16 protein-coding genes and 2 pseudogenes are annotated in these 17,814 nt (G+C 67.4%); 12 read left to right on the top strand and 6 right to left on the bottom strand.

All coding sequences use genetic code 11. The annotated features are described in order from the left end of the window. Position 1: 1 nt before the first annotated feature. Positions 2-760, bottom strand: a complete 759-nt coding sequence (locus ACHMXB_RS14105; protein ID WP_395405286.1) for a LamB/YcsF family protein — start codon at positions 758-760, stop codon at positions 2-4. Positions 761-864: 104 nt separating this feature from the next. Between ACHMXB_RS14105 and ACHMXB_RS14100 the strand changes: the two genes are divergently transcribed. The 3 genes from ACHMXB_RS14100 (at position 865) to ACHMXB_RS14090 (ending at position 4,046) form a co-directional block, all read left to right on the top strand. Then, positions 865-1,539: a GntR family transcriptional regulator gene (locus ACHMXB_RS14100; RefSeq protein ID WP_395399222.1), complete on the top strand. Its 675-nt coding sequence runs from the start codon at positions 865-867 to the stop codon at positions 1,537-1,539. Positions 1,540-1,872: 333 nt separating this feature from the next. Further along, positions 1,873-3,234 (top strand): MFS transporter, encoded by a 1,362-nt coding sequence (locus tag ACHMXB_RS14095; RefSeq protein ID WP_395399220.1) that lies wholly within the window; start codon positions 1,873-1,875, stop codon positions 3,232-3,234. A gap of 14 nt (positions 3,235-3,248) precedes the next feature. Continuing rightward, positions 3,249-4,046, top strand: a complete 798-nt coding sequence (locus ACHMXB_RS14090; protein WP_395399218.1) for a putative hydro-lyase — start codon at positions 3,249-3,251, stop codon at positions 4,044-4,046. A gap of 95 nt (positions 4,047-4,141) precedes the next feature. Here the strand turns inward: ACHMXB_RS14090 and ACHMXB_RS14085 are convergent, their stop codons facing one another. Then, positions 4,142-4,936 carry a carbon-nitrogen hydrolase family protein gene (locus tag ACHMXB_RS14085; RefSeq protein WP_395399216.1) on the bottom strand — a complete coding sequence of 265 codons (795 nt, stop codon included), beginning with the start codon at positions 4,934-4,936 and terminating at the stop codon, positions 4,142-4,144. 32 nt (positions 4,937-4,968) lie between these two features. Here ACHMXB_RS14085 and ACHMXB_RS14080 point away from each other — a divergent pair. Beyond that, a pseudogene (locus ACHMXB_RS14080) lies at positions 4,969-5,403 on the top strand (GntR family transcriptional regulator); the annotation flags it as partial. A 104-nt stretch (positions 5,404-5,507) separates the two neighbouring features. After that, the gene (locus tag ACHMXB_RS14075; RefSeq protein ID WP_395399214.1) at positions 5,508-5,624 is read left to right on the top strand and encodes an FCD domain-containing protein; all 117 of its coding nucleotides are present in this window, start codon (positions 5,508-5,510) and stop codon (positions 5,622-5,624) included. A gap of 7 nt (positions 5,625-5,631) precedes the next feature. Here ACHMXB_RS14075 and ACHMXB_RS14070 read toward each other — a convergent pair. After that, positions 5,632-7,027: pseudogene (locus ACHMXB_RS14070) on the bottom strand (MFS transporter). Between the two features lie 148 nt (positions 7,028-7,175). Here ACHMXB_RS14070 and ACHMXB_RS14065 point away from each other — a divergent pair. Further along, entirely contained in the window at positions 7,176-7,862 is a 687-nt protein-coding gene (locus ACHMXB_RS14065) for a DUF2848 domain-containing protein (RefSeq protein WP_395399212.1), read from the top strand. A gap of 74 nt (positions 7,863-7,936) precedes the next feature. On the opposite strand, the gene ACHMXB_RS14060 is transcribed toward ACHMXB_RS14065, so the two are convergent. Together ACHMXB_RS14060 and ACHMXB_RS14055 are read right to left on the bottom strand one after the other, a co-directional pair. After that, positions 7,937-8,809 (bottom strand): phosphatase PAP2 family protein, encoded by an 873-nt coding sequence (locus ACHMXB_RS14060; RefSeq protein ID WP_395405284.1) that lies wholly within the window; start codon positions 8,807-8,809, stop codon positions 7,937-7,939. 217 nt (positions 8,810-9,026) lie between these two features. Further along, positions 9,027-10,304 (bottom strand): pyridoxal phosphate-dependent aminotransferase, encoded by a 1,278-nt coding sequence (locus ACHMXB_RS14055; RefSeq protein WP_395399210.1) that lies wholly within the window; start codon positions 10,302-10,304, stop codon positions 9,027-9,029. 121 nt (positions 10,305-10,425) lie between these two features. Between ACHMXB_RS14055 and ACHMXB_RS14050 the strand changes: the two genes are divergently transcribed. After that, complete coding sequence (locus ACHMXB_RS14050; RefSeq protein ID WP_395399208.1) at positions 10,426-12,243, top strand: glycoside hydrolase family 15 protein; 1,818 nt, start codon at positions 10,426-10,428, stop codon at positions 12,241-12,243. A 74-nt stretch (positions 12,244-12,317) separates the two neighbouring features. Here ACHMXB_RS14050 and ACHMXB_RS14045 read toward each other — a convergent pair whose 3' ends face one another. Then, positions 12,318-13,274, bottom strand: a complete 957-nt coding sequence (locus tag ACHMXB_RS14045) for a peptidase (RefSeq protein WP_395399206.1) — start codon at positions 13,272-13,274, stop codon at positions 12,318-12,320. Positions 13,275-13,541: 267 nt separating this feature from the next. On the opposite strand from ACHMXB_RS14045, the gene ACHMXB_RS14040 reads away from it, so the two are divergent. From ACHMXB_RS14040 to ACHMXB_RS14020, 5 genes are all read left to right on the top strand, one after another. Next, positions 13,542-14,009, top strand: a complete 468-nt coding sequence (locus ACHMXB_RS14040) for a hypothetical protein (protein WP_395399204.1) — start codon at positions 13,542-13,544, stop codon at positions 14,007-14,009. Continuing rightward, positions 14,010-14,897 (top strand): LssY C-terminal domain-containing protein, encoded by an 888-nt coding sequence (locus tag ACHMXB_RS14035; protein WP_395399202.1) that lies wholly within the window; start codon positions 14,010-14,012, stop codon positions 14,895-14,897. It begins immediately after the preceding gene. Between the two features lie 132 nt (positions 14,898-15,029). After that, positions 15,030-15,539 (top strand): ASCH domain-containing protein, encoded by a 510-nt coding sequence (locus ACHMXB_RS14030; RefSeq protein WP_395399200.1) that lies wholly within the window; start codon positions 15,030-15,032, stop codon positions 15,537-15,539. A 797-nt stretch (positions 15,540-16,336) separates the two neighbouring features. Beyond that, positions 16,337-16,939 carry a DUF1992 domain-containing protein gene (locus tag ACHMXB_RS14025; RefSeq protein ID WP_395399198.1) on the top strand — a complete coding sequence of 201 codons (603 nt, stop codon included), beginning with the start codon at positions 16,337-16,339 and terminating at the stop codon, positions 16,937-16,939. 28 nt (positions 16,940-16,967) lie between these two features. Then, positions 16,968-17,810 (top strand): HNH endonuclease, encoded by an 843-nt coding sequence (locus ACHMXB_RS14020; RefSeq protein WP_395399196.1) that lies wholly within the window; start codon positions 16,968-16,970, stop codon positions 17,808-17,810. Positions 17,811-17,814 lie beyond the last annotated feature (4 nt).

Below are 17,814 nucleotides of genomic sequence, written 5' to 3'. Positions count from 1 at the left end.
GCTAGACGAAGGCCTTGATGGTGATTCCGGCGGCGTCGAGCGCGCTCTTCACGGCGACAGCCATGGCCACCGCGCCGGGTGAATCCCCGTGGACGCAGACCGATTCCGCGTTGATCAACAGATCCGAGCCGTCGATCGCGCTGATGGCCTCACCGGCGGTCATCTGCAGGACCCGGGCGGCAACCGCCTCGGGGTCGTCCAGGACAGAACCGGTCTGGGAACGCGAGGTCAGCGTGCCGTCCGGGTTGTACGCGCGGTCCGCGAACGCTTCGGAGACGGCGCGGAGCCCGGCTTCCTCCGCGAGCCGCAGCACCTCGGATCCTGGCAGGCCAAGGATAGGGAGACCGGGATCCACAGACTTCACTGCGTCCACCACGGCGCGTGCCTGTGCGGTGTTGTGGACGATCGCGTTGTACAGGCCGCCGTGCGGCTTGACGTAGCGGACCCGGGTGCCGGCCGTTGCGGCCAGCGCCTGCAGTGCGCCGATCTGGTAGACGACGTCGTCGGCCAGTTCGCGCGGGTCGACGTCCATGTACCGGCGGCCGAACCCGGCAAGGTCGCGGTAGCCCACATGCGCCCCGACCACGACGCCGGACTTGGCGGCGGCCTCGCAGGTCGCCCGGATGACGCTGGGGTCCCCGGCATGGAATCCGCAGGCCACGTTGGCGCTGGATACGGAAGCCATCATGGCGGCATCGTCTCCGAGGCTCCATCGCCCGAAGGATTCGCCGACGTCGCTGTTCAAATCAATTGCGTGCATTGTGACCCTCATCTCAACTCGTCCTTACACAAGGATGCACCCTTCTTCAAAAATGTTCAACAATTCAACAATCTAATTGTGGTTGGTTCGTGTAAATTCGGTGTATGGCCACAGTCAATCCGAGTACAGGCGTCTCCCGGCTACGCGTCGCCGTGCCCGCGGTGGCCACCCGCGTTGCGAGTGAGCTGCGGCTCCAGATTGCGGAAGGTGCGCTCCTTCCCGGTACGAAGCTGAAGGAAGAAGCACTTTCCGAGGAGCTCGGGGTTTCACGCAATACCGTGCGCGAGGCGTTTGCCGAGCTCGCCAGCGAGCGCCTGGTGGTCCGCCAGCCGAACCGCGGCGTCTTCGTCGCCAGCCTCGAGGTCAGCGACATCCATGACGTCTACGCCGTCCGGCGCGCCATCGAAGTCAGTGCGGTCCGCGGTGGCGGAAGCGCCGAAAGCATCGCCGCCGTTCGCGCGGCAGTGGAGGAGGGGAAGCGCGCCGCCAAGGCCGGCGACAGTGAGGGGCTGGGCAGTGCGAACGCGCATTTCCACGGTGCCCTGGTGGCGATGGCCGGCAGTGAACGCCTGAATGTCATTATGTCGCAGGTGCTGGCCGAAATGCGGCTGTTCTTCCACAAGGCCTCCATTGACGGTGGCTTCTACCAGGACTACCTCGCTGATAATGACCAGATCTGCAAGGCCCTCGAAGCGGGAGACAATGACCTGGCGGCCGAGCGCCTCCTGTCCTACCTCGCCAGGTCCGAAGAGCACCAGACCGCAGTCCACGCGACCTAGCCGACACGTTCCGCCGCCTCCACACAGCGCGAACGGACATTTATGGCCCTTGGGAAACGCTTCCCAGGGGCCATAAATGTCCGTTCGCGCTTAAATGTGCGGCCCTTCGTGCCCCTTGACGGTGTGACGCAGGTCGCGTACATTGTTCAACAAGTTCAGATTGTTCTACATTTCCACAATCCAACAGAATGCTCCGCCTTCGGTGGCTCTCCCGAGGAAGCCGCCAAACCAGCCTCAGTGCCCGCGCCTTGTCAACGTCGCAGGCCCGGCGGGCTGCACACCAGCGCATCCGCAGCACGACGGATGGCATCCACACTCTTCATGGAGGAACAAATGGCCAATCAATCCGCAATGGCCTCCGCAGGTTCCAGGCCCGCTGTCGGGCGCAAGGACATGTACAAAGCGTTCGCGGCCAGCCTCACCGGTACCGCGCTGGAGTTCTACGACTTCGCGGTCTACTCCGCCGCGGCCGCAATTGTCTTCCCGCTAATCTTCTTCCCGGCCTCGGACCCGGTGACGGGCACCCTGCTGGCGTTCTCCACCTACGCGGTGGGCTATATTTCCCGGCCCGTCGGCGGCATCATTTTCGGCCGGCTCGGCGACGAGATCGGCCGCAAGAAGATCCTGGTCATCACGCTGATGCTGATCGGCGTCGCCACCTTCCTCATCGGCCTGCTGCCCACCTATGGCACCATCGGCATCTTGGCCCCGGCCATCCTCGTCTTCCTGCGGTTCGCGCAGGGCGTGGGCGTGGGCGGCGAGTGGGGCGGCGCTGTCCTGCTGTCCAGCGAATTCGGGGAACCCAGCAGGCGCGGCTTCTGGGCCTCCGCGGCGCAGATCGGCCCGCCCGCAGGCAATCTGCTGGCCAACGGCGCGCTCGCCGTCCTCACGCTGGCCCTCTCCGAGCAGGCCTTCCTGGACTATGGCTGGCGCATAGCGTTCCTGATCTCGGCCCTGCTGGTGGCGTTCGGGCTGTGGATCCGCCTCAAGCTCGAGGACACCCCCATTTTCAAGGCCATGGAAGCCCGGGGCGACCAGCCCAAGGCCCCGATCAGGGAAGTCCTCACCACGCAGCGCCGTCCGCTCCTTGCTGCCATGCTCAGCCGCATCGGCCCGGACGTCACCTACGCATTGTGCACCGTCTTCACCCTGACGTACGGCATCCAGGAACTTGGCTTCGACCGTGGCCAGGTCCTCGTGGCGGTGCTGGTCGGTTCAGGCCTCCAGCTGTTCACGATGCCGCTTGCGGGTGCCATCTCCGACCGGATCAACCGGCGCCTTGTTTACGGCATCGCGGCAGTGGCTGCCGCTGTCTGGGCCTACCTGTTCTTCATCGTGCTTGAAGGCCGTTCCCCGGTGATGCTCGTCGTGGGAACCGTACTCGGCCTGCTCTGCCATTCCTTCATGTACGGCCCGCAGGCCGCGTTCGTCGTCGAGCAGTTCACGCCGCGGCTCCGCTCCACCGGAAGCTCGCTGGCCTACACCTTCGCGGGCATCATCGGCGGCGCCATTGCACCGTTCATGTTCACCCTGCTGCAGAGCACCTTCCACAGCTGGGTCCCGGTGGCCATCTATCTCAGCGTCGCTTGCCTGCTGACAATCGTGGGCCTGGCCCTCGGCCGGGACTCCAATGTGGCAGAGGACGAGGAGTACCTGAAGGGGTCCACCGAAATAGTAGAGAGCGGCACCCGATGAGCCAGGAGAACCCCATGAGCCAGTCGAACGGACTCGTCGCGCCGGCCGAAGCCCGCCGGCAGTTCCGCAACGGCCTGGTCACCCCCACCTCCGGCTGGAGCGATGGCTACACGCAGGCGAACCTGATAGCCGTGACGGCCGACTACGCCGAGGAATTCCTCGAATTCTGCCGGCTCAACCCCAAGGCGTGCCCTGTCATCGACGTCATTCCTGCCGGGAAGTTCGAAAGTTCCCTCGCCGCAGGTTCGGACATCCGGACCGACATCCCCGCCTACCGGGTGTGGGAGGACGGCGTCCTTTCCGCCGAGGTCCCCGACGCCACTCCGCTCTGGCGGGATGACATGGTGGGCGTACTGATCGGCTGCAGCTTCACCTTCGAAGCCGCCTTGGCAAGCGCGGGCATCCCCCTGCGCCACACCGAAATGGGCCGCAATGTGCCCATGTACCGCACCAGCATCGAGTGCACCCCGGCAGGACGGATCCACGGCCCCATGGTGGTCTCGATGCGTCCGATGCCAGCGGAGCTGGTGGAAACCGCCATCAGCGTGACCGCGGAGGTGCCGAAGGTCCACGGCGCACCGGTCCACGTCGGATCACCTGAGGACCTGGGCATTGCGGACATTTCCCGCCCCGACTTCGGCGATGCCGTGGACATCCGGCCAGGAGAAGTGCCGGTCTTCTGGGCCTGCGGAGTCACACCCCAGAGCGCGGTGATGGCGTCCCGGCCGGCGTTCGCGATCAGCCACGCGCCAGGGCACATGTTCATCACGGACATCCCGGAAAGCACCTACCGCGTGCCGGCGGGGAAGTAGTCGAGGCAGGCAACTAGTCCAAGCGAAAAGCGGGGCGTGGCCACCAAGGTGGCCACGCCCCGCCGTCGTACTTCCCGGAAAGCCGTCCGGCGAGCCTAGAAACTCCGGGCGTTCGCCAGCACGGGCAGTTTGCCGCGGACGTCCGGAATGATGGCCGGATCGAGGTCCACCACGGCCAGTTCGGGTTCGCCGCCCAGCGCCACCAGTGGAGAACCCAGCGGGGAAATCACAGCGCTGTGGCCGATCCCGGTGGGTGCGGCGCCGGCGGACGGGAGCCCGAGGGTGGCCGGATCGCCCTGCCCGCAGGCCACCACGAAGGTGGTGCTGTCCACCGCCCGGGCACGGACCAGCAGGTCCCACTGCTCGGCCTTCCCTTCCCCGGCACCCCAGGACGCGCAGACAATGTTGATCGCGGCGCCGGCCCTCGCGCTGGCCGTGAACAGCGCCGGGAAGCGCACGTCGTAGCAGGTGGCCAGGCCGATGGCGGTCCCGTTGAGTTCGAAGGTCACCGGAGCCGTACCCGCTTCCACCGAGTCGGACTCGGCAAAGCCGAACGCGTCGAAGAGGTGGACCTTGTCGTAGGACGTGTCGATGCCAGGGCCGGTCACCAGCAGGGTGTTCCGCACCCGTCCGCCCGCCCCCGGCGTGAACATGCCAACGACGACGGCGATGTCCAGTTCCGCGGCAAGGGCCCGGACCGCGGTGGCCCATGGCCCGTCCAGCGGTTCGGCGACATCTGCCAACGGATTGCCGAAGGCACACATGGTGGCCTCGGGGAACACCACCAGTTCGGCCCCGGCGTCCTTGGCGCGTGTGGCGTATTCTCGGACCAGCTCCAGATTGGCCGCGAGGTCGGCGCCGCTGACGATCTGGGCGACTGCTAAACGCATGGATCTGCTCTTCTCTGTTGTATACCTGATGTATGCGAAAAAGTTCGGGAACGGCCGCCTCGGGCCGGGCGAAGGCCTACGAGTACCTGCGCGAGAACATCCTGACCGACCCGGAAATGCAGGGGCGCTTCCTCAACGAGCAGGAGCTGGCCGCCCAAATCGGTGTCTCGCGCACGCCGGTCCGGGAGGCCCTCCTCCTGCTGGTCTCTGACGGGCTGGTGGAGCTCATCCCGCAGCGCGGGGCCTACGTTCCTCCGGTGACTGGCCGGGAAATCTCGGAGCTGATGGAGCTGCGCGGCGTGCTGGAAAGCCACGCCGCCCGCCTTGTGATCGAACACCGGAGCGTGCCGGCCGACAAGATGCGGGACACCCTCGACCAGCAGGCCGGGCTGCCCGAGGGCCAGGGGGCCGAGGCTGCGCAGGAGTTCATCCGCCTCGACACGCTCTTCCACCAGCAGCTGATTGACGCGGCGGGCAACGAGCTGATTTCCCGGACCTACAGCAAGCTGCACGTCCGGCAGATCGTCGTCGGGGTTTCAGCCCTGTTCCGGACCGGAGGCCGGGCGAGCAGGTGTGCTCCGAACACCAGGACATCCTCGACGCCCTGGTGTCCGGAGATGCCGCGAAGGCGCAGGAGGCCATCGACCATCACCTGGCCGTCACCCGCGACATCCTGCTCCGCACCTGATGGAGTCTTAGACCGCGCCGGACTGCTGGCGCGCCGAGGCGGAGCCTTCCAGGAGCAGCCGGTAGTCGAGGTCCTCGATGGTGTCGTTGTCCCGGCCGAGTGCCAGCCCCACCAGGGTCACGGCCGACGCCACCGCCACGTAGATGGCCACCGGAATCCAGGTTCCGAACTCGGCGAGCAGCAGGGTGAACAGCAGGGGCGCGATGGCACCGCCGATCACACCCGCGAAGGTGTACGCCAGCGAGCTGCCAGTGGACCGGAGCCGCGGGGAGAACTGCTCCACAATGAAGGCAGCCTGCGGGCCGTACATGAAGGAGTGGGCCATGAGGCCGAGGACGATGCCGATGATCAGCATCGGCTGGTTGTTTCCGCCCAGGACCCCGAAGAAGATGAACGTCCACACTGCGCCCACCACAGCGCCGACGCCGTAGACCAAGCGGCGGTTGAAGCGGTCGGAGACGTAGCCGGCCAGCGGGATCATGAACAGCTGGAACGCGGAACCGATCAGGACGGCCGTGAGCACCTGATTGCGCTCGTAGCCCAGGACCTGGATGCCGTAGGTGAGCGTGAAGACAGTGAACAGCGCGTACAGCACGTCCGGTCCCACGCGGCAGAGAATGGCGGCGATGAGCGGGCGGAGCTCCTTGCTGAAGACCTCACGGACGGGGGCGTGGGGCTGCTCGCCATGGGCCGCGATGGCCTTGAAGATCGGGGTGTCCTCAAGCCGCAGCCGGATCCAGAGGCCAAAGCCAACCAGTACGGCGGAGACCAGGAACGCGATGCGCCAGCCGAAGCTCAGGAACTGCTCCTCGGTAAGCGAAACAGTCAGGACGGCGAGCGCGCCGTTGGCCAGCAGGTTGCCGGCGGGCGGTCCCACCTGCGCGGCGGAAGCCCAGAATCCGCGGCGGTGCGGGTCGCCGTACTCACTGGAGAGCAGGACGGCGCCGCCCCATTCGCCGCCCACCCCCACGCCCTGTGCGAACCGCAGCAGGACCAGGAGGATTCCTGCCGTAGCGCCGATGTTTGCGTAGCCGGGCAGCACGCCGATGAGCACCGTGGCCACGCCGATGATCATGAGCGTGGTCACCAGGACTTTCTTGCGGCCGATGCGGTCCCCGAGCCGGCCGAAAGATAATGCCGCCGACCGGGCGGGACACGTAGCCCACGGCGTACGTGGAGAAGGCGAGGACGGTCCCGGTCAGCGGATCGGTCGCAGGGAAAAAGACGACGGGAAATACGACTGCGGCAGCCGCCGAGTAGACGGCGAAGTCGTACCACTCGAGTGCGGTGCCGGTTAGGCTGGCGGCAAAGGCCTTGTAGAGGCCCTTCGGGTGCACCGTCGGGTGCGGGGTGGCGTGTGGATGCGGCGTTGTGCCCGGATCCGGAACTGGAGCGTTGGCCATGGTGTTGTCCTCCACGAGGTTCTTATAGTGACGCCTGTCACGCTGGCGTTAAATGTATACATTACGCATACTGGATGTACATTGGCGACCGTTTCCGGTTTCCGATCTGTAAATTTCCGCAGCAGCACATGCAAAGGATGGATCCACGATGACGACTCTGAGTTTTGAACTACCCGATGGCCGCACGCAGGACGTGGAGGTCAAGCACCTCCTGAATGCCGGCTATGCAGGGCGTGAGCAGGATGAGGTCCAGGCCCACATTGCTGAGCTCGCTGAACTCGGTGTTCCGGGGCCCACCACCACTCCCGCCCTGTATCCAGTGTCCCCCTATCTGGCCCAGCAGGTATCGGAAGTTCGGGTCCAGCATGGGCGGACTTCCGGGGAGGCTGAATGGGCGATGGTCCTCACCGAGGACGGTGTCCTGCTCACCGTCGCCTGCGACCACACGGACCGGGCGCTGGAAGTGCACGGCGTGGCCTGGAGCAAGAACGCCAGCCCGGATGTGCTGGGGCGCAAGGCATGGAAGCTGGACGACGTCCGGGAGCACCTGGACCAGATCACGCTCAGGGCCTGGGTGGGGGAGGGGGACACCCCCGACACCCTCATTCAGGACAGCTCCCTGGAGGCCCTGCTGACCCCGGACTACTGGTTGGACGTCCTGGCGGAACGCGGCCTGAATGCGCCCGGGACCGTCCTCATCTCCGGCACCGTGGCCATGACCAGCGGCGTGGACCAGTTTGCCCGCAGCTGGAAGGTGGAAATGTCCGATCCCGTGACCGGAACGTCCGTCGATGTCCAGTACGTCGTGGAGCAGATGGCGGAACCGATCGGTTAACGCTTCCTCAGCAGAGGCGAACGACGACGGCGGGAGCCTCCCGCCGTCGTCGTTCTGCTTTTGTTTTGGGGTGCTTAGGCGCGCTCTGCCTTGGAGGCACCTGCCCCGGATGCCGTTCCCGCCGGGACCTCACCGCGTGCCCGCCACTTTCGCACTGTCAGGTAGAGCCGGTGGGCAGTGACCACCAGGGCCAGCCAGGCCGCGCCGAGTGCCCACGCGGCGAGGACGTCGGTGAGCCAGTGGTGGCCGAGGTACACCCTGCTCAACCCCATGGCGGCGGCGAAAACCGCGGCGGCTGCGCCGGTGAGGACGCGGCTGCGGGCCGTCTTCAGCCGCAGGATGATCAGGTAGGCGACGATTCCCGCGATCACCACGGCATTCAGGGAATGGCCGCTGGGAAACGAGGCCGAGTGTTCGTAGGGCGGAACGGCGTCACTGAGATCGGGGCGGGTGCGGCCGATCAGCCGCTTGCCCGCAATGGTCATCAGCAGGGAGCCCAGGGCCGCGGTGACAATGAGGATGACGGGGGTCCACGACCGCCGCCGGTAGGCCAGGATGCCCATGACCGTCACGGCCAGGATGGGCATGCCGATGGTTCCGCCCACGTCCGTAAACGCCGTGACGGCGACATCCAAGCCGGGGGAGCGCACGCTCTTGCCGGCCGCCAGGACAGGGTGATCCAGGCCGGCAACCCCGTCAGCTTCAACTACTGACTCGTACACCTCGGCAAAGGCTGCGGTGAGGGCGGCGGCGATGACCGCTCCCAGCATCAGGGTCAGGACCAGAGCACCGTGCGGGCCCAGGAACTGGCTGATGCGCTGGACGGCCCCGACCAGAAGGCGGCCGAAGCGGCTCTGCCAGCGGGTGAGGTCCTTGCCCCCGACGGTTGTGTCTTGGCGGAGTTCGCCGCGCACGCCTGTCTGCGGTGTTCCTTGCTGATCGGTCAAGGGGCTTCCCGTCAGGAGTTTGTCCGTCAACGGCTTGTCAGTCAGCGGTTCGTCGTCAGGCAAGGGGCAGGTCCTGTCTCTCGTCGATGGCAGCGCGCTCAGCACCACGGCATTTAGTAAGCAACCTTACTGGTTGCCTTCCGGGCCGTCCATGAGCACAGGCGTGCTCGGGAACGGGTCTTCACACGAACACAAAAGCGGACGACGGCGGGAGTGTTCAGGCGCTTAGTTCGTCCGTACCGTGGTGGGCGTTGCCGGACATGGCGCGGGCGCGGCCCGCTTTGGCCCGGTACGAGGACAGGAAGGTGGCGATGCGGCGCACGGCCTCGCGGATGTCATCCACGGCGGGCAGGATGACGAACCTGAAGTGGTCTGTGGCGTGCCAGTGGAATGCCGTCCCGTGCGAGACCAGGATTTTCTGGTCCTGCAGCAGGTCAAGGACGAACTGCTCGTCGTCCACGAACGGGTACATCTCTGCGTCCAGCTTCGGGAACAGGTACATGGCGCCTGCCGCCGGCACGCAGCTCACACCGGGGATCTCGTTGAGCAGCCGGCAGGCGAGGTCGCGCTGTTCGCGCAGCCGCCCGCCGGGCCGGATCAGGTCCGTGATGCTCTGGTAGCCGCCCAGTGAGGTTTGGATAGCGTGCTGCGCGGGAACATTGGGGCAGAGCCGGAGCGAGGCCAGCAGCTCCAGCGACTCCCGGTAGGCGGCGGTGGCCCAGCGCGGCCCGCTCACGGCCACCCAGCCGGCCCGGTACCCGGGCATCCGGTACGCCTTGGACAGGCCGGAGAACGTCAGCACCGGAATGTCCCGGGCCACGGAAGCCGTGTGGATGTGGACTTTGTCCTCGAACAGGATCTTCTCGTAGATCTCATCGGAAAACAGCACCAGGTCATGGCGCCGGGCCAGATCGGCGAACCCCTCCAGGATGTGCCGGGGATAGACGGCCCCGGTCGGGTTATTGGGGTTGATGAGCACAATGGCACGCGTGCGGTCGGTGATCTTCGCCTCGACGTCGGCCATGTCCGGCCACCAGTTGTTCTCCTCGTCGCACATGTAGTGCACCGCGCTGCCGCCGCAGAGCACGGTGGCTGCCGTCCACAGCGGATAGTCCGGTGACGGGATGAGGACCTCGTCGCCATCCTCCAGGAAGGCCTGCAGCGTCATGGAGATGAGCTCGCTAACCCCGTTGCCGATGAAGATGTCCTCGACGCCGATCTCCATCAGGCCCTTGGTCTGGTAGTACTGCGAGATGGCGGTCCGGGCGGAGAAGATGCCCTTCGAGTCGCTGTAACCCTGGGCCTCGCGCAGGTGGTGGATCATGTCCACCACGATGGACTCGGGCGCATGCAGGCCGAACGGCGCGGGATCCCCGAGGTTCATGCGCAGAATGCTGTGGCCTTCCGCCTCCATTTTCTTCGCCGCGTGCTGCACCGGACCCCTGAGGTCGTACCGGACATCTTGCAATCGGCTGGAATTCTGCATGGCGCGCATGAGGCATGTTTTCACAGCCACGCCGCTCCGGACAATGTGAAGCCCACGGCCGGCCCCGGCGTTCCAGGCGGGCGCTGCCCGCGCCCTCGCGGGGCTCTCCCGAATCGATTATGGTGCGGGCATGGCCAGTGACCCGATTGCTGATTATGCCCTGCTCTCCGACTGCCGCTCCGCCGCGCTGGTGGGCGCCGGCGGATCCGTGGACTGGCTGTGTTTTCCGCGCTTTGACAGCCCCTCGGTTTTCGGCCGGATTCTCGGCGACGGCGCCGGGTTCTGGGCCATCCGGCCGCTGGACGTGACTGGCACGTCGCGGCGCTACGCGGGGCCGAGCATGGTCCTCGAGACGACGTACACCACCGGGTCCGGAACGGTGACGGTGACCGACGCCCTGCTGCTGGGCGACGGCAACCGCGGCCACGAACTGGGGGCCAGCTCGCCCGGGGCGCTGCTGCGGAGCGTCAGGTGCACCGCCGGCGAGGCCGGGGTGGACGTGATCTTCGATCCACGGCCGGAATACGGGCTGGTCCGGCCACTGCTGCAGCAGGCAGACGGCGGCCTGCTCGCCAGGGGCGGGGCCGACGTGCTGGCCCTCTCCAGCCCGGTCAGCTTCGAGCTCGACGGCGGACCTGCCCGGGCCCGGCTGTCCATGCGCGCCGGCGACGTGGCGCACTTCGTACTTCACCACCGGCACAGCTGGGAGGACAGCCCTCCCCTGTGGGGCCAGGAGGAGGCATCCCGCCGGCTCGACGACACGCTGCAGGGCTGGGGCAGTTGGTCCGAACTCCACCAGAGCTACAGCGGGCCTTGGAAGGACCTGGTCAACGCCAGCGGGCGGTTCCTGCAGGCGCTGACGTACTATCCGACGGGCGCAATGATCGCCGCCGCTACCACCTCCCTGCCCGAGGTGGCCGGAGGGACCCGCAACTGGGACTACCGGTACACCTGGATCCGGGACGCAAGCATGACGCTGCAGGCTTTGTGGGTGGCGGCGTGCCCGGACGAGGCAGGAAAGTTCTTCCGCTTCCTGACCACTGCGGTGGCAACGCAGCAGGACGGCGAGGACCTGCAGATCATGTACGGCATCGGCGGGGAACGCGACCTGTCCGAACGCGAGCTGGCGCACCTTCCCGGCTGGCGTTCCAGCAGGCCGGTGCGCGTGGGCAACGGAGCCTGGCAGCAACGCCAGCTCGACATTTACGGGGAGCTGCTGGACGCCGCGGCCCGGCTGCCGGAATACCTCGCCGACCTCGAGCCGGAAACGAAACGCTTCCTGGCCGATGCGGCTGACCGCGCCGCCGCCCGGTGGCGGGCCCCGGACCACGGAATCTGGGAGGTCCGCGGCGAGCCCCGCCATTTCCTGCACTCGAAGCTCATGTGCTGGGTCGCCGTCGACCGCGCCATACTGCTCGCCGACACGCTGGACGCCCGGGACCGGGTCCCGGACTGGGAGCAGGCACGGGATGAGATCGCCGCTACCATCTGCGACCGGGGGTGGAGCGGCGCTGCGAACGCCTACACCCAGGCGTTCGGCTCGGCCGAGCTCGACGCGTCAAGCCTGTTGCTTTGCATCGTGGGCTTCCTGCCGGCCAACGACCCGCGCATGCTGGCCACCATCGATGCCGTCGACCGGCACCTGACCGATAGCCGCGGGCTGGTCTACCGCTACCGTGCCGTCGACGGGCTTCCGGGGGAGGAGGGGACGTTCCTGCTCTGCACCTTCTGGCTGGCCCAGGCGCTTGCGCTCGCCGGGCAGACCGAACGGGCACGCACGGTTTTCGACCGTGCCGCCGGCTTCGCCACGGACCTCGGGCTGCTGGCCGAGGAAGTTGCGGCCGACGGCCGCGAGCTGCTGGGAAATTTCCCGCAGGCCTTCAGCCATATCGGCCTCGTCAACGCCGCCTGGGCCATCGCCTCCGCGGAGGAGAACGCCAAGGAATAGGCGTCAAGGAAAAGGCGTCAGGCAAGCCGGCGGCGGCAGGCCCTCCCGCCGTCGTCGGCTGCCTGTCACGCGGGTCAGAGTTCCGGGACGCATGCACCGCCGCCCAGAACGGCCAGGCCGGCGAGGTCGCCCGCCGCGAAGTCGGTGACGCCCGTGCCTTCAGGGTTCATCAGCTGGGTGGTGTCGTCCACGTGGTCCAGGCCCACCACGTGGGCGAGTTCGTGCATGATGACGGCACGGGCGTATCGGTGCCCGTCGGGCCACTGCAGGATATCGGCGAAGTCGGGGGCGTCAAGGGAGACTTGTCCTGCCACCAGGACATACGGCTGCCCATCCGTGTACGCATACCCGCTGCCGCCCAGGCCGTCGACGTCCCCGGCAAGCTCCGGGCTCTCGGCAGGGGTGGACCAGGCAATGAGCACCGGCGCCCACCTCTTGCCGTACAGGTCCGGCTGATACGTTTCGCGGTCCTCGCTGGGAGCCTCCGATGTGGGGCCGTCGTAGACGAAGCGCAGTCCGGTGGCGGCCGAAACCTTGGCCACTGCCTCCTGGATCATCTGGTCGGCGCCGGGCGGGGCGTTGTCCGGACGGATCACGTAATGCACCGGCCGGCACGGATCGTAGGCGGCAAACGGCTGGCCGGGATCAGGGGACTCCTGCAGCGCGTAGGCCTGTGACCCTGTGCTCCCTGGCGGCCGCCCGAGCGGGGAAGCCACAGCCTCAAAACCCGGCGGCGGCACCGGGGCCCCGGGAAGGTACGGCAGGACTGCCGGCAGCACAAAGCGCTCGAACACCATCGGCACAGCGGACAGGCCCACGAGCAAGGCGATGCCCGCACCGATGGCCCACTTCCTGCCCAGCCCGCGCCTGCCGCGGGGATTCCGGTGCAGGCCGTAGGCCGGACCCGAAGGCGGCGGCGGACCGGCCGGGCCGGAGCGCCATGGGCCGGGGCCCTGCAGTGTCCCGAAAGCCTCCTCGATGGCCCACTGCGGAATTCGCCCGCTGGGGGACCTCCGGACGCCCGGGGGCAACTCCTCATGAGGCACTCCAAAATCAGCGGGTACGCCAAAATCAGATGGTGGCGGGCTCGCCGGCCAGTTGGAATCCGAACGCAACAGTGTCCCCCTGTTTGTTGCACGTCGCCATCACCCGAGATGGTTCACCCAAAGCATAAGGGTGCAGAGTGACAAAAAGGGCCTCCTTTCCCCGATGGCGGCCGCTGGCGTTGCCGCGATCAGGGGCAACACGTAAGTTTCAGCATAGGAGTGCCCAGCAGACGGCCAGAAGGAGAGTTGAGGATGTCCCTGTTCAAAGGACTCGTGAACGGAGCGCTCGCCGGCGCGGCAGGAACCACGGCGCTGAATGCCGTCAGCTACATGGACATGGTGTGGCGGGGCCGGGCGGCGAGCACTACGCCCTCTGACTCGGTGGAGCGGCTGGCGGAACGGGCAGGCGTCACCATCCCGGGCAACGAGGCCCAGCGCGGGAACCGGGTGGAAGCCCTTGGCCCGTTGCTCGGGATCGCCACCGGCATGGGCCTCGGCGCTGTGCTGGGGGCGGCCGGATCACTGGGGGTGCGCACCGGGCCGGTCCGGTCTGTGGCGGTGGCCTCCGTGGCCGCCCTGCTTGTCTCGAACGTTCCCATGACCGCCCTGGGCGTGACTGATCCGCGGACCTGGAGTGCTGCGGACTGGGTCAGCGACATCGTGCCGCACGTCGCGTACGGCGCGGTCACGGGGCACCTGCTGGAGCACCTGCCCAAGTAGGTGGCCAGCCAAACGATTCAGGAGCCGGAGCACTCCCGGCCGGACAGCCGGAAGGCGCGCTGGGGCACCCGCTGGGCCACCGTCGTCGCCGTCCTCCAGCGGCTGCTGTACGTGGCCATCACCGGCGCCATGGGCTGGGCCGTCTATGTCTTCCTGCTCGCCCGGCTGGCCAGGGGACCGGAGCAGGTGTGGGTGTTCCTCCCCGTCTGGCTCATTGCGGCCTATGCCTTCCTGCCCCGCGTCCACAAGATCTTCAGCAGCCTGTACCTGCCGAATTACTTCATCGGGCGTGCCCGCACCGGCGACGGCGTGCTGGGCGATCCGGTCAACCTCGCGGTCATCGGCCCGGCGGACGAGCTCCGCACCGCGATGCTCACGGCAGGGTGGATTGAGGCCGACCCTGTCACCCCGGCCACGGCCTGGCGCACCCTCACCGCAACGCTTCTGGGCCGGAGCTATCCGCAGTCGCCGGTCAGTGCCCTGTACGTCTTCGGCAACAAGCAGGACATGGCGTTCCAGCGGGAAATCGATGGCAACCCGCGCAAGCGGCACCATGTTCGGTTCTGGAAATGCCCGGACGGCTGGATGCTTCCCGGCGGGTTCGCCGTCGACTGGGTAGGCGCCGGGACATACGACAAAAGCGTTGGCCTCTCGCTCTTCACGTTCCAGATCACACACAAGATCGCCGACGGGACCGACGAGGAGCGTGACTTCATCATCGGCACGCTGCAAACGGCAAAGGCCGTGGAATCCGTGCACGTGATCCGGCATTTCTCCTCCGGGTACCACCACCGCAACGGCGGCGGGGACAGCATCCGCACAGACGGGCACCTTCCCATCATCGACCTCCGCCCGCCCGGCCAGACGGACCCGGCGCGGCCATTCTGAGCTCGTCAGGACACGCAAGAGGACGACGGCGGGACGCACCCGCCGTCGTCCTTTCACCTTTGGCAGAATGGCCGTGGGAATTGACCGCGTGCCGGCGCCTGTTTTGGACGGCCGGCTGAAGGAGGCGCCCGCATGAGTGACACAGATTTGTCCGGCGTGGACACAGCGGCGGCCAAGCTTTTCTGGTACGAATATGCCGCCGCCTGCCCCGGAGCTGTCCGCCTCTGTTCCGACTACACGGTGGAGCGCTTCGGGGATTCCGCGGCCCTGGCCGATGAGTTGCTGCGGGCAGTGACGGAGGGGCCTAAGCGGGCCACCTCCGAACTCGCCGACGAATTCATTGCGGCCGGGGACAGCCTGCCCCGCATCGGGTCGCACTGGATAGCCTGTGACGGTGCCGGCGTCCCGCGCGTGGTGCTGCGGACCGTGGAGCTGCGCCTCGGCCCGTTCAGCAGTGCCGACGAAGCCTTCGCGCGGGATGAGGGCGAGGATGACGGGTCGCTAACAAGTTGGCAGGCGGAGCACCGTAAGTACTGGACCCGGACCCGCGCCCGCCGGGGCCTGGAGTGGGCGGAATCCGACGAAATTGTTTTCGAACGGTTCCGCGTGGTCTGGCCGGCCGAGTTGGCGGACCCCGCCTAGGGTCCGCCGGCCGGGCCAAACCGGGGCCGGCCGGCTCCATCCGCCCGCGAGTGCCCAAGTAGCGGCCGCCGCATAAATTCGAGTACCTGCTACCGGTGCCGTTCCGCGTGCCAGCCCATAGGGTTGAAGTATTGGGTGGTGGAAAGCGTGCCGGTGAAAACCAATTTGCCGGCACACTCTGGGCTGGGACGGCCGCCACGGTTGTTGTCGGACCGGCCGGTCCTCCCCGGCTGATTCGGCACGTCGGTGATCGCCGAACAGCCAGCCGAAGGGCCCGGAAAGCCCCGGCTGACGGCCGGCAATCACGGTTGCGTACCCGATCCGGCCTAAAGTTGCCGCCTCACCTGCGAGGGCCCCCCATGAAGATTCCGAGGTCTGAACTTCCCGCCACCACGGCGGCTGTGAACACGGCACCTGTGAAGGCGGTCCCCGACCAACCGTCCGGGCGGGCCGCGGCGGCCGGTCCCCGCATAACTACGACAATTCCGGGCCCGACTGGGCAAGGGCCGGCTGCCGCCGCCCCCAGCGGTGTCGGCGCGCGGGCCCAAGGCGACGAGGTCGTGGCCGCTCCGGCGCGTGCGAAAATCGGAAACTGGCCCGACCCCATGTGAGCCCGGTCCAAGCGGGCACTGCACGCGTACGACGGCGGGAGGTCCCGCCGTCGTTGTTGTGGCCCGTACCTGCCCTGGTGCCGGCAGTCCGGAAACGGGCGCCTGGACGCAACGCTCCGTTGAAGAGTCCGGCCCGCGCCGGAATACTGGAAACGGGACAATGTCCGGCGGCAGGGCGGTGAAAAGGTGACGGGTTCAGCAGCAGGCGGCGGCTTCAGGCGGAAGGTGGAGCGCGCGGCCGAACTCCGCGCCCTCCGGTCATCCGGCGGGACAGCGGAGGATGACGCGGAGCTGTCCGCCGCCGAGGCGGAACTGCGGGACAAGCGCCGGAAGGTCAGTGACGCGGCCCGGGCCGACTACCTGATCCGGGACGCGATGGCGCAGGGAAAGTTCGACAACCTGAAATACTCCGGCAAACCGATTCCCGGGCTGGGGGAGGGCTACGACCCCGACTGGTGGGTCAAGGGCCTCATTGAGCGCGAGCACCTTAGCGGCCTGGGACCAGCTGCGATCCTGCTGCGTACCGAGGACGCGGAGCTGGATGCCACACTGGACGCCCAGTTCACGGAAAAGCAGGTGCGTGACGTGGTGGCGGACTTCAACGCCCGCGTCATCGACGCCCGCCGGCAGCTGCAGGGAGGGCCGCCAGTGGTCACCAAGACACGCGACGCCGACGCCGAAGTGCAGCGGTGGCGCGAGCGCCGGGCGGTGGCGGCCGCAGCTGAACCGGAACCTGCCACGGAACCCAAACCCCAGTGGTGGCGGCGCCTGCGCAACCGCTCCTCCTAAAAGCCATATCAGGTGGCACGATAAGGGAATGGTGGCTTTATTGCTGGGCTGGAACCCGGGTGTAGGTGATACTTGGCCCGGCTATTCGCGGGTGGTGGATGAGCTGGGCGCTTCCGGTGTGCACCGCCGGGTGTGGCCCACGGGCACCGGCGCCGAGCCGGTGCCGGGAGCAGACGCGTGGCTCCTTTTGCATGGAAAAACAGGCAGCGGTCTCATAGGCCACGGCGTTGTCGCCTCCGCACCCTATCTTGCTGGGGCCGCACCCTGCGTTGACGTGGACTTTGACCTGCTGCTGCCGCTCGGAGACCAGATTCCGGTGAACATCCTGGCCGCCCGTGCGCCCCTCACGGACTGGGCTGCCGCCGCGACGGGCGGGTGCCAACCGGTACCGGAGGAGCAGGCACGCGCCATCCGGGAGCTCTGGGCAGACTACCGGCCGGCCGATGAAATCGATCCAGTCCTTCCGGTGCCCGGCACGCTGCCGCAGGACGCCCTGGCCCGCGTGTGCGTGAACCGGTACGAACGCAACCCGCACGCGAGGCGCATTTGCCTGGCGCACCACGGAACCTCATGTGCCGTCTGCGGGTTTTCCTTCGAGGCCGCGTACGGCCCGGAGGGCGAGGGCTTCATCCATGTCCATCATCTGGTCCCGGCTGCCCAGCTCGGGCCGGGCTACGAGCTGGATCCTTTGGGGGACCTGGTTCCGCTGTGCCCCAACTGCCACGCCATGGCGCACCGGCGCCGGATCCCCTACACCGTGGCGGAACTCCGGGCCATGCGGTCCCGCGCGGGGTACATCAGCGGATCGGTCGTGTCCCAGCAGGAGCTGGACGCCCAGGCCGATGCCCGCCGGATCCTGGGCAGCACCTGAACCG

Origin of the sequence: Arthrobacter sp. UC242_113, from assembly GCF_044054585.1 — a bacterium.
In the GTDB taxonomy this organism is placed as follows: domain Bacteria; phylum Actinomycetota; class Actinomycetes; order Actinomycetales; family Micrococcaceae; genus Arthrobacter.
This window is presented reverse-complemented; position numbering and strand designations above follow the sequence as displayed.

Coding starts and splice junctions, on each gene's coding strand:
- ACHMXB_RS14105 (WP_395405286.1), bottom strand. CDS start 760: ATGCACGCAATTGATTTGAACAGCGACGTCGGCGAATCCTTCGGGCGA.
- ACHMXB_RS14100 (WP_395399222.1), top strand. CDS start 865: ATGGCCACAGTCAATCCGAGTACAGGCGTCTCCCGGCTACGCGTCGCC.
- ACHMXB_RS14095 (WP_395399220.1), top strand. CDS start 1,873: ATGGCCAATCAATCCGCAATGGCCTCCGCAGGTTCCAGGCCCGCTGTC.
- ACHMXB_RS14090 (WP_395399218.1), top strand. CDS start 3,249: ATGAGCCAGTCGAACGGACTCGTCGCGCCGGCCGAAGCCCGCCGGCAG.
- ACHMXB_RS14085 (WP_395399216.1), bottom strand. CDS start 4,936: ATGCGTTTAGCAGTCGCCCAGATCGTCAGCGGCGCCGACCTCGCGGCC.
- ACHMXB_RS14065 (WP_395399212.1), top strand. CDS start 7,176: ATGACGACTCTGAGTTTTGAACTACCCGATGGCCGCACGCAGGACGTG.
- ACHMXB_RS14055 (WP_395399210.1), bottom strand. CDS start 10,304: ATGCGCGCCATGCAGAATTCCAGCCGATTGCAAGATGTCCGGTACGAC.
- ACHMXB_RS14050 (WP_395399208.1), top strand. CDS start 10,426: ATGGCCAGTGACCCGATTGCTGATTATGCCCTGCTCTCCGACTGCCGC.
- ACHMXB_RS14040 (WP_395399204.1), top strand. CDS start 13,542: ATGTCCCTGTTCAAAGGACTCGTGAACGGAGCGCTCGCCGGCGCGGCA.
- ACHMXB_RS14030 (WP_395399200.1), top strand. CDS start 15,030: ATGAGTGACACAGATTTGTCCGGCGTGGACACAGCGGCGGCCAAGCTT.
- ACHMXB_RS14020 (WP_395399196.1), top strand. CDS start 16,968: ATGGTGGCTTTATTGCTGGGCTGGAACCCGGGTGTAGGTGATACTTGG.